Origin of the sequence: Coleofasciculus sp. FACHB-712 (genome assembly GCF_014695635.1) — a bacterium.
In the GTDB taxonomy this organism is placed as follows: domain Bacteria; phylum Cyanobacteriota; class Cyanobacteriia; order Cyanobacteriales; family FACHB-T130; genus FACHB-T130.
The window spans coordinates 1-9,442 of the sequence record NZ_JACJOQ010000697.1 but is presented as its reverse complement, the minus strand read 5'-3'; the positions used below and the strand labels follow the sequence as shown (position 1 = coordinate 9,442).

Sequence of the window (9,442 nt, the reverse complement as noted above, 5' to 3'; positions counted from 1 at the left end):
AATTCCTCAAATCGATAAGCGGACGCTGATTCTGTGGGGAGAGGCGGATGATATGTTGGGTACGGACGATGCCGAGAGGTTTAAGAGAGCGATCGCTCATTCTCAACTCATTTGGATCGAGAATTGCGGGCACGTTCCTCAATTTGAACAGCCAGAGATTACCGCTAAGCATATTTTGGCTTTTAGGTAATTGTAGGATTTATATTACCGCTAAGCATATTTTGGCTTTTAGGTAATTGTAGGATTTATTGTTAACGCAAAGGTACGCAAAGGTTAGCGCAAAGGCACGCAAAGGAGTTTTCAGGGTAGCGTTAAAGTTATGAATCAGGATTCTCTTGCCCATCGATGGGTAGTCAGTGCAGAAGAAGCGAAGGAATTGATTAAGCTGAATGCGACACTTCTGGATGTTCGCAATTCAATTTCCTGGTTGCTTGGGCATATTTCTGGTGCTGTTCATGTCACTTGGCAGCAATTCTCGCAACAACAATCTCCGAATAAGGGAAAGTTGATTGAGAATACAGAAATTTTGCAAGAAAAACTTCGCGCTGTCGGCATTTGTAACAATCAACCTGTCGTTGTCCTTGGCAATCCAGCGCACAATTTTGGTGAAGAAGGGCGCATTGTTTGGATGTTACGCACGCTAGGACATTCACAAGCAGTCTTTGTCGATGGGGGACATTCAGCACTTGTTAAAGCAGGTGTCCCGATTGTTTGGGGAGTGACTCAACCCAAACCTGGTGATTTTCTTGTACAGCGAACTTCCTTATGGGAAATTCAGCGCGATGAACTCAAAGCCAATCTTTCCGCTAAAGAGATATCCCAAAATTTGATTGTTATTGATACCCGTGAAGCGAGGGAATATGCAGGAACTCCGGCTTACGGCGAACAGCGGGGAGGACATCTCCCTGGTGCGGTGCATTTCTACTTCCAAGATTTGAAAGATGCCAAGGGGAACTTGCTGCCTCGTGACCAGATTATTGATAAGTTGGAAAGATTAGGAATTCAGCATCATACTCCCATTATTACTTATTGTACAGGCGGCATCCGCTCAGCTTTCTTCACGGCTGTACTTGTTGATTTAGGATTTAATCATGTAAAAAACTATGCAGGTTCGATGTGGGAATGGTCAGCTTCGCCAGAAAATCATTATCCTCTAGAATCTGAACCTAAATAGAAAAATAAATTAAACAAAATCAATAACTATTTTACAAAAAATTAAGCTTATTTTAATTGCCCATAAATTCAATAACAAGCAGCAATTATTTAGGAGATTTTATTGCTTTACCAATATACATAACTGAAGTATTGTTACTAATTTCTACTTGAAATTTGCCCGTTTTTTTGTAGTGAATATAAGCAAGCAAGTTTCGGTAAATGCTTTCACCAAATATATTAAACCCTTTAATTTCTATACTGCTAAATCCCTGGCTATGCATTAAACTTGTTAATTTTTGCGGCTCAATAAACTTATTCCAATCGTGAATACCACGAGGAATTTCCTGCAAAATATTTTCTAATAGCCAAATCATTATAAATTTAGAGGCAAAAGTTTTATTAATTGTGTCAAATAGAAACAAGCCGTTTGGCTTTAAAATCCTATAAATTTCAGAAATTGTCTGACGTAAATCTGCAATATGCTCCAAAACATCAACACAAACAACAATATCAAAAGTATTAGCACCATAAGGGAGGTTTTCAGAATATCCGTGTTGATAGTCAATGTGAAGTCCGCTTAGAGATGCGTGATCTTGAGCTTGTTGAATACATTTAGCAGATTGGTCGATTCCTGAGACTTTTACTCCTCTTTTCGCCATAAATTCGCAGGTAAATCCGCCGCCACATCCAACATCTAAGGCTTGCAATCCCTGCCAATTTGAAACATAGCGGTCAAAAAAATCAAATCGGGGTTGATTGAGATGATAGAGAGCATAGATTTTCTCATCTTCCTGCCACCACCTATCTGCACTCAAATCATAAAATTTTAAGTCGTTTTTTTTCAAGTGTTTGTTTTGCATCCTGTATCTGGGAAGGTTGATAGGACAAACGCATCTAAGGTAATTTTAGTCGCTGCTTCAGTGGGAAAATTATGCTGACATTGCGAACTCAATCATTCCACTTCTAGCCTATCGGCATCTAGTAGGATGTCCTTTATGAAAGGTAGCGATCGCTATCTTCGCTGCATCTGAGCGATAATAGCTAGCGTATACTGCCCGCAGCCACGCTTCTCGCTTTGTCTCCAGAAGCATAAATCTTATAATCTAAAATCAAAAATATTATCACAAGCCTCGTACAATGAAATATTGCTGGGAATATTGCTGGGACTCAAGGAGCTGATTTTATGCCACAGGCAGTGGGAACGATTGAAACGTTAGGGTTCCCAGCTGTACTAGCAGCAGCAGACGCAATGGTTAAAGCTGGTGCAGTCACGCTGGTTCATTATGCACTTGTAGAAAAAGGGAACTTTATGGTCTCCGTTCGGGGAAAAGTTTCTGAAGTCAACATCGCTGTTGAGGCAGGGATTAAAGCCGCAGAGACAGTCTACGGAGGTCAAGTGATCTCCCACTACATCATCCCCAATCCTACGGAAAATGTTGAAACTGTTATGCCCATTCATTTCACCCAAAAAGTTGAACAGTTCCGTATGTCGTAGTTGGTTAACAATCGGAACTTAATTGCGAGTAGACATTGCCAGCTATCCCAGCAATTATTGGGATTTTGTTTACTCGATTGTTTGGTCTTTTGTCAAGTCAAAAAGTGGGAAAGTAAAGGCAAGGGGCATTTCGATCCAAAGGTGCATCGAAAATTCGTACAATTAGTTCTTAGCTCTACGTAACTCAATTAAATTCAAATTCAGGAGATAGCCAATGCCACAGGCAGTTGGATCGATAGAAACGAAAGGCTTTCCTGCTGTCCTAGCAGCGGCAGATGCGATGGTTAAAGCTGGAAGAGTTACCCTAGTCGGATATATCCGAGTTGGTAGCGCCCGTTTTAATGTCAATATTCGGGGCGATGTTTCAGAAGTGAAAACCTCAATGGAGGCGGGAATTGCCGCAGTAGAAAAAGTTTATGGTGGCGTTGTAGAATCCTGGGTGATTATTCCCCGTCCCCATGAAAATGTCGTGAGTGTACTGCCAATTGGCTTCACTGAAGACGTGCAACAGTTTCGAGATGCTGTCGAACAGCCGATAGTCCGCAGGTAGTGGAAACATCTGTTAGCGAAAGGCGCGTAAGCAGCGCCTGCTGAGTAGAAAGACTGCCTGCAAGAGAGCGTCCAAAATCATAGCTGCTGTTACAACCCGTTTTCTTCAAGAAAATGGGTTTTTTTAGCAATATTTTTTGAATAAGACTCACTTTCCCTTTAAACCGGAGAAAACCTCTCTCTTACAAGTGGTTAATGATGTTCGTTTTTCACCTTACCCTAAAGGCAATTTCTTAAACCCTTGATTCGTCAGGGTTCTAAAATTTGGAGTTTCTCGTATCGTGAAAATTTCGTGACGCTAGCATCGTACAAATACTGACAAAAACTAGAAATTACTAAATCTTTACTAAAATTCCCTACATTTTTATCAGAACTATACAAATAATGCCGTAGTTGTATATAAAAATTGATGAATTGTGAATATTACTACCAGACTTAGCTAAATTAGTGGAGCCAGATATTGCAAACATTACTTGCTAAAGCTTCATCGGTAGGTACTCGCCCTGAAATCGAAGTGCTGCTAATCTGTGCCAGTACTCGGATGGAATTGGAAAGAGTTGAGCGGCTAGTTACTCTACTCCAGGAAAACAATATAGACTGGGCAGAACTGATGCAAATGGCGACTGAGCATAGGGTGATGCCGCTTTTGTATTGGAACCTAAACAGCACCTGTCCGGAAGCGGTTCCGAAGGATATTCTGGCTAAGTTGCGGGCTGATTTTCAAACCCTCACACGACGCAGCCTATTTTTGAGCGGCGAACTGGTTAGACTTGTGAATCTATTTGAAGCACAAGGAATTCCGGTTCTACCTTTCAAAGGTCCAGTATTAGCCGCTTCTGCCTACGGTAATTTGTTGAGAAGACAGTTCTGGGATTTAGACATTCTGGTGCAAGAAAGAGACATCGAAAGGGCAAAGGCGCTGTTTTTGTCTCAAGGATACCAGATGAAAATCGAGCGCATCGAAGTGACTCAAGAACAGGAAGCGGCTTTTGTGCGATCGCCTCATATTCATCAATTTGTACGCGAAGCCGCCTATCCATTTAGAAACCACCAGAAAGGAGTGTTGGTGGAACTGCACTGGGGAGTAATGCCAAAGTATTTTTCTTTTCCCATCGATTCTAAAGAATTGTGGGATGACCTGGAGCCAGTCTCCATTGCTGGAACGACAGTTCCCAACCTCTCGCCAGAGAATTCGTTGCTAACGATTTGCGGACACGGAACCAAAGACTGTTGGACGCAACTGGCAAGAATCTGCGACGTAGCCGAACTTATCCGCAGCCATCCGCAGCTAGATTGGGTCAAACTGATGCAGCAAGCTAGCGCTAAGGGCGGTCAGCGAATGTTGTTTCTAGGTTTAATGCTGGCACATCGTCTTCTGGGAACTGCCCTGCCAGATGATGTTTGGCAAAAGATTCAGGCTGACCCAGCGGTAGAATTGCTGGCGGCTGAAGTATGCGAACAGCTTTTCCGTTCGTCGGACGGATTTGTTAAAGACGGGACAACCACCCGCTTCCATTTAAAAGCCAGAGAACGCCTGATTGACAGGGTGCGGTATTCTCTGAAATTAGCAATCACTCCGACTACTACCGACTGGTTGCTACTACCTTTGGCGGAATTTCCAGCTTTCCTTTACTATTTGCTGCGACCACTCAGGCTAATAGGAGAGCAAATATTAAAAAGATTCAAGCTGAGTAAAAAAAACTTATGATTTTCATGCTTAAACTATAAAATTTATTCCTTAATCAAAATGGTAGTAAGTAAGGAATAAATCTTTTTCAATTTTAAACCGGATACATATTATGAGCTTTAAATTTAAACTAAATCAAAAGCTCATAATATGTATTGTTTGATAATTAATATTATTTAAAAGCGTTAGTTTATAATATAAGCGGAATCATTATAAAGTCTATAAATTTAGTAATAAACCTAATTGGTTATACCTTGACATTAGAATATCTCAAGGTTAGCTTAGGGTTAAGAAAAGCGAAACAAAGCTTGATAGTATAGCAAAAAAATCATGAATCATTCAGAGATATTTAAGGCGAATGCTCCTAAAGTTGTCCACGAAACGATTGATGGTGAAGTTGTAATCGTCAACTTGGATAAGGGAGATTATTATAGCTTAGTAAAAGTTGGGGCTGATATTTGGGAAGAAATTATTAAAGGGACTTCCAAAAGCAATATTATCCAAAAAATAATCCAGTGCTACGATGGCGATCGCCAAATTATTGAAAATACTGTCAATGATTTTATTGCCAGATTGCAGCAAGAAGAACTCATTACTCTCGATGGCACAGAAGATCCTAAAAATTTAAATATAGACAGCGCACCAAGCACCACAAACGACAATCCTGAAAAGCTCAGCTTTTCACCCCCAACTTTAGAAAAATATACAGATATGGAAGAATTGCTAGCTTTAGACCCCATTCACGAAGTGAATGAGGTGGTGGGCTGGCCTAATGTTAAAGTTGAAGCCTGATTAAATCAGCATTTGGCATCATTATCAGCAGCTTCAAGGTGTATTGGGAAGGGGCAGCCGTCAGGATTTGCCCCTAGGTTTCAGCTAATTCCTTAAGTTTTTTCAACATGATGACTAACGAGTTGGCATCTGAGATTGCCACTAAAACAGAAGCGAAAGACCCTTTAGCCTTTTTTAATACGGTTTATGAATTATACGAAAAAGCTGAGGCTGCATCTGGTTCTATTGACCGTTTTTATTGCTTAGGCGGGTTTAAAATTCGGTTGCGTTTTGCTGGTTCAGCTTTAATTTCCTACATGACACCTGCTTTAGGACATTTAGCGACAGAAGCCGTTTCAGATCCAGCGCTGACAGTTTGTTTGTGGGATAGCGCCTCGACAAACACCGTAATGCCACCTCCACCTTGGCAAATAAATCATCATCATCCAAAGCGTGGGGAAATTATCGGGTTTACTAATGAGCGCATTCATACCAGTTTCCAATGGGGAGCGTTTGCGTTAAGTATTTTAGATAGCGATCGCAACCTGGGAATCTATTGGGTTGAGACAACCGAACAACTTCCTTACTGGGAGGCAGGTTCTCCGCTACGGACAATTTTTAACGTCTGGATGAGTAAGCGGGGACTGCAACTGGTTCATGCGGGTGCAGTTGGAATGCCCAGTGGCGGCGTGTTGCTAGTCGGAAAAGGGGGATCTGGTAAATCAACTACAGCTTTAACCTGCCTTAACTCTGAGCTTTTCTATGCCAGCGACGACTATAGTTTGATTGCATCCGACCCCACCCCAACTGTTTTTAGCATTTACAGCACTGGCAAAAAAAATGCCGATGATGTTCAAAGATTGCCGTTTCTCGCTAAGGCAATTAGCAATAGCGATCGCTTAGATTCGGAAAAAGCGCTTTATTTCATCAACGACCATTTTCCCGAAAAAATCTTGCCCAGTTTTCCGCTTCAAGCTATCTTAATCCCCCGCATTACTGGGGGAAGCAATACCACCTTGAAAGCTACCTCATCAGCGGCAGGATTGGCAGCACTTGTTCCTAGTACAATCCTGCAATTGCCCGGTGCAGGTAAGGAAGCTTGTGAGCTGATGACAAAAACTGTTAGCCAGCTACCTTGTTATTATCTAGAACTCGGCACTGACCTGAAGCAAATTCCTGAAGTCATTTTAAGCTTACTTTCAAAGCAATAGCCCATGAATAATAAGGAATTCTTTGTTAGTGCGATCGTTCCTGTCTATAACGGAGAACAGTTTCTAGCAGAAGCTATTCAAAATATCCTCAATCAAAACTATCAGCCTCTAGAAATCATTGTTGTTGACGATGGCTCAACAGATAAAACGGCGGAAGTTGCTGCTCGGTATAAAGATAGTATTCACTATGTTTATCAGCCTAATAGCGGGCCATCAGCAGCTCGTAACCGTGGTTTAAGGATGGCAAAAGGGGATGCGATCGCTTTTTTAGATGTTGACGATTTATGGTCAGAAGATAAACTGAAACTGCAAGTAGGTTATTTAGTAGATAACCCCTCAGTAGAGATTGTCCAGGGATTAATTCAACAAATGAAGCTATGTCAAATTACAACGAACAATCAGCCCCTTTTTGAACCTGCTTACAATCCTTATATCTATATAAATTTAGGAAGCGCAATTTATCGGAGGTTAGTTTTTGATAAAATTGGCTTATTTGATGAAACACTTAACTATGCTGAAGATGTCGATTGGTTTATCCGAGCGTGGGAAAATGGGATTTCAAAAGTTGTATTAGAACGGGCTAGTTTGTTTTATCGCAAGCACGAAGATAACATGACCGTTGGAAAAAACTTAGTCGAGCTTGGATTTGTAAGGATTTTCAAAAAACATTTAGATCGGTGCCGAAAACGAGGGAATTATCAAAAGGCTTCTTTATTAGATATGCCAATTAATGAGTACCTTGGCACTTCTCCTGAAATTCCTAAAATAATGTAAAATCCTCAAAAAAATAATACAATGGAATATTTACCGCTAGTCAGTGTAATTATTGCTGTCAAGAATGGAGAACATCGATTAGCAGATGCTATCGAAAGCGTTCTATCGCAAACTTATGAAGACTATGAAATTATTGTTGTTGATGGTAAATCAACAGATAATACTGAAAAAATTGCCAAGTCTTATGAACGAGTTCGCTATATTTGGCAAGCTGGTCAGGGCCTTGCTGACGCTTGGAATCTTGGGATTGAGGCTGCGAAAGGAGAATTTATTGCTTTTCTTGACCACGATGATCTATGGACACCCAATAAATTAAGTCTTCAGGTTGATTACCTTATCAACAATCCAACAATTCAATATGCGATCGCTAAGTTTAGGTTCATTTTAGAACCAGAATGTCCTATTCCCTTAGGTTTCAAGAAAGACCTATTAGACAAAGATATTGTTGGGCCTATTCCTGGAACTTTAATAGTGCGTAAATCCCTACTAAATTCAATTGGTAAATTTAATACTGACCTGGTGATTGCTAGCGATGTCGATTGGTTTGCTAGAGCCAAAGATGAAAATATACCTATGGCTGTTATCCCCGAAGTTTTTCTATATAAACGAGTTCACACCCAAAATCTCTCATCCAATGCTGAGATAAACAATCAAGAATTATTGCAGATACTTAAGCAATCTGTTAATCGTCAACGTCGTGCCAAAATTAAAAAAGATGCAATTCAACAATGAAGCGATCGCATTATTTAGAGCCAACAGAGTTTTATAAAAACCAAATACTTTTTTCAAAAGTGTAGATTTACTAAAATCTGCTTAAACTTTTGCAAATGAAAAACATCAAAAGGATTTACTTCAATAGATTTATTTAAAAATATTGCAACTTAAATTAGAAAGAAAGACTTTGATTAAGAATGAATAATTCTTTTTTAGTTAGCGTTATTATCCCTGTCTATAATTGCGATCGCTATCTGGCTGAAGCGATTGAAAGCGTACTAGCTCAAACTTATCAGCCACTGGAAATCATTGTAATAGATGATGGTTCAACAGATAACAGTGCAGAAGTAGCAAAGCACTTTGCGTCATCAGTGCGGTACTATTCCCAATCCCAAAGCGGTGCTGGTGCTGCCCGAAATTATGGCACAGAATTAGCGCAAGGAAGTTTCTTTGCTTTTCTCGATGCAGATGATTTTTGGGTCAAAGATAAATTGACTTGTCAAATGCAGGTTTTTGAGAGCGAACCCGATATTGATATAGTCTTCGGATACGTTCAACAGTTTCACAGTCCCGAATTAGATGAAAGCATCAAGAATAAAATATACTGTCCTCCTGAATTAATGGCGGGATATCACCCTGGAACCATGCTGCTTAAACGGGAAGCTTTTCTTCGGGTAGGAAAATTTGAAACCAACTTACAAATGGGAGAATTTATCAGTTGGTATGCGCGTGCAACAGAGCTGGGATTGCGTGAAAAGATGTTACCAGACCTCTTGATGTCAAGGCGGTTGCACGAAACCAATCTGAGCATTCGCCAGCGTGAAGCGCGGACTGATTATGTCCGGCTGATTAAAGCTTCACTCGACCGACGCCGCGCCGCAACTTTGCCAGAAAATAATTCTTCATTTTCTCAATAAATATGAGTTTGAAAACTCGCCTTAAAGCTGCCTTAACAGCCTTCGTGAATCCGCCCACAGCTCCAAAGTTGGTAGTTACAAAACCAGCAACAGAGCCTTCGGTAGTTATCGATAATCAGCTTTTAGCTGGAAAAAATGTTCTGATAACTGGAGCAGCCAGAAATATTGG

The 9,442-nt window shown here is 40.6% G+C and carries 11 protein-coding genes; 10 read left to right on the top strand and 1 reads right to left on the bottom strand.

The window, feature by feature from the left end; translation table 11 throughout:
* Positions 1-190, top strand: a 190-nt coding sequence (locus tag H6F50_RS25995) for an alpha/beta hydrolase (protein ID WP_190430936.1), incomplete at its 5' end; no start/stop codon positions are given.
* A gap of 129 nt (positions 191-319) precedes the next feature.
* A complete protein-coding gene (locus H6F50_RS25990) occupies positions 320-1,174 on the top strand; it encodes a rhodanese-like domain-containing protein (protein WP_190430935.1) in 855 nt (284 codons plus the stop codon).
* Between the two features lie 85 nt (positions 1,175-1,259).
* Here H6F50_RS25990 and ubiG read toward each other — a convergent pair whose 3' ends face one another.
* Complete coding sequence (gene ubiG / locus H6F50_RS25985; RefSeq protein WP_190430934.1) at positions 1,260-2,015, bottom strand: bifunctional 2-polyprenyl-6-hydroxyphenol methylase/3-demethylubiquinol 3-O-methyltransferase UbiG; 756 nt, start codon at positions 2,013-2,015, stop codon at positions 1,260-1,262.
* Positions 2,016-2,338: 323 nt separating this feature from the next.
* On the opposite strand from ubiG, the gene H6F50_RS25980 reads away from it, so the two are divergent.
* The 8 genes from H6F50_RS25980 (at position 2,339) to H6F50_RS25945 (ending at position 9,273) form a co-directional block, all read left to right on the top strand.
* Positions 2,339-2,650: a carbon dioxide-concentrating mechanism protein CcmK gene (locus H6F50_RS25980; RefSeq protein ID WP_190411530.1), complete on the top strand. Its 312-nt coding sequence runs from the start codon at positions 2,339-2,341 to the stop codon at positions 2,648-2,650.
* Between the two features lie 214 nt (positions 2,651-2,864).
* On the top strand, positions 2,865-3,200 hold the full coding sequence (locus H6F50_RS25975) for a carbon dioxide-concentrating mechanism protein CcmK (RefSeq protein ID WP_190411529.1): 336 nt from the start codon (positions 2,865-2,867) through the stop codon (positions 3,198-3,200).
* Between the two features lie 459 nt (positions 3,201-3,659).
* Positions 3,660-4,907: a nucleotidyltransferase family protein gene (locus H6F50_RS25970; RefSeq protein WP_190430933.1), complete on the top strand. Its 1,248-nt coding sequence runs from the start codon at positions 3,660-3,662 to the stop codon at positions 4,905-4,907.
* A gap of 309 nt (positions 4,908-5,216) precedes the next feature.
* Complete coding sequence (locus H6F50_RS25965) at positions 5,217-5,678, top strand: PqqD family protein (RefSeq protein WP_190430932.1); 462 nt, start codon at positions 5,217-5,219, stop codon at positions 5,676-5,678.
* A gap of 107 nt (positions 5,679-5,785) precedes the next feature.
* Complete coding sequence (locus H6F50_RS25960; RefSeq protein WP_190430931.1) at positions 5,786-6,868, top strand: serine kinase; 1,083 nt, start codon at positions 5,786-5,788, stop codon at positions 6,866-6,868.
* Positions 6,869-6,871: 3 nt separating this feature from the next.
* The gene (locus H6F50_RS25955; RefSeq protein WP_190430930.1) at positions 6,872-7,642 is read left to right on the top strand and encodes a glycosyltransferase; all 771 of its coding nucleotides are present in this window, start codon (positions 6,872-6,874) and stop codon (positions 7,640-7,642) included.
* Positions 7,643-7,663: 21 nt separating this feature from the next.
* Positions 7,664-8,374, top strand: coding sequence for a glycosyltransferase (locus H6F50_RS25950; protein WP_190430929.1), 711 nt, complete (start codon positions 7,664-7,666; stop codon positions 8,372-8,374).
* A 179-nt stretch (positions 8,375-8,553) separates the two neighbouring features.
* Positions 8,554-9,273, top strand: coding sequence for a glycosyltransferase family A protein (locus H6F50_RS25945; RefSeq protein WP_190411523.1), 720 nt, complete (start codon positions 8,554-8,556; stop codon positions 9,271-9,273).
* The last annotated feature ends 169 nt before the right edge of the window (positions 9,274-9,442 follow it).

What these genes read in the sequence shown, in the direction of transcription:
- H6F50_RS25975 (WP_190411529.1), top strand. Translation starts at nt 2,865, where the DNA reads ATGCCACAGGCAGTTGGATCGATAGAAACGAAAGGCTTTCCTGCTGTC.
- H6F50_RS25965 (WP_190430932.1), top strand. Translation starts at nt 5,217, where the DNA reads ATGAATCATTCAGAGATATTTAAGGCGAATGCTCCTAAAGTTGTCCAC.
- H6F50_RS25945 (WP_190411523.1), top strand. Translation starts at nt 8,554, where the DNA reads ATGAATAATTCTTTTTTAGTTAGCGTTATTATCCCTGTCTATAATTGC.
- H6F50_RS25960 (WP_190430931.1), top strand. Translation starts at nt 5,786, where the DNA reads ATGATGACTAACGAGTTGGCATCTGAGATTGCCACTAAAACAGAAGCG.
- H6F50_RS25980 (WP_190411530.1), top strand. Translation starts at nt 2,339, where the DNA reads ATGCCACAGGCAGTGGGAACGATTGAAACGTTAGGGTTCCCAGCTGTA.
- H6F50_RS25955 (WP_190430930.1), top strand. Translation starts at nt 6,872, where the DNA reads ATGAATAATAAGGAATTCTTTGTTAGTGCGATCGTTCCTGTCTATAAC.
- H6F50_RS25990 (WP_190430935.1), top strand. Translation starts at nt 320, where the DNA reads ATGAATCAGGATTCTCTTGCCCATCGATGGGTAGTCAGTGCAGAAGAA.
- ubiG (WP_190430934.1), bottom strand. Translation starts at nt 2,015, where the DNA reads ATGCAAAACAAACACTTGAAAAAAAACGACTTAAAATTTTATGATTTG.
- H6F50_RS25950 (WP_190430929.1), top strand. Translation starts at nt 7,664, where the DNA reads ATGGAATATTTACCGCTAGTCAGTGTAATTATTGCTGTCAAGAATGGA.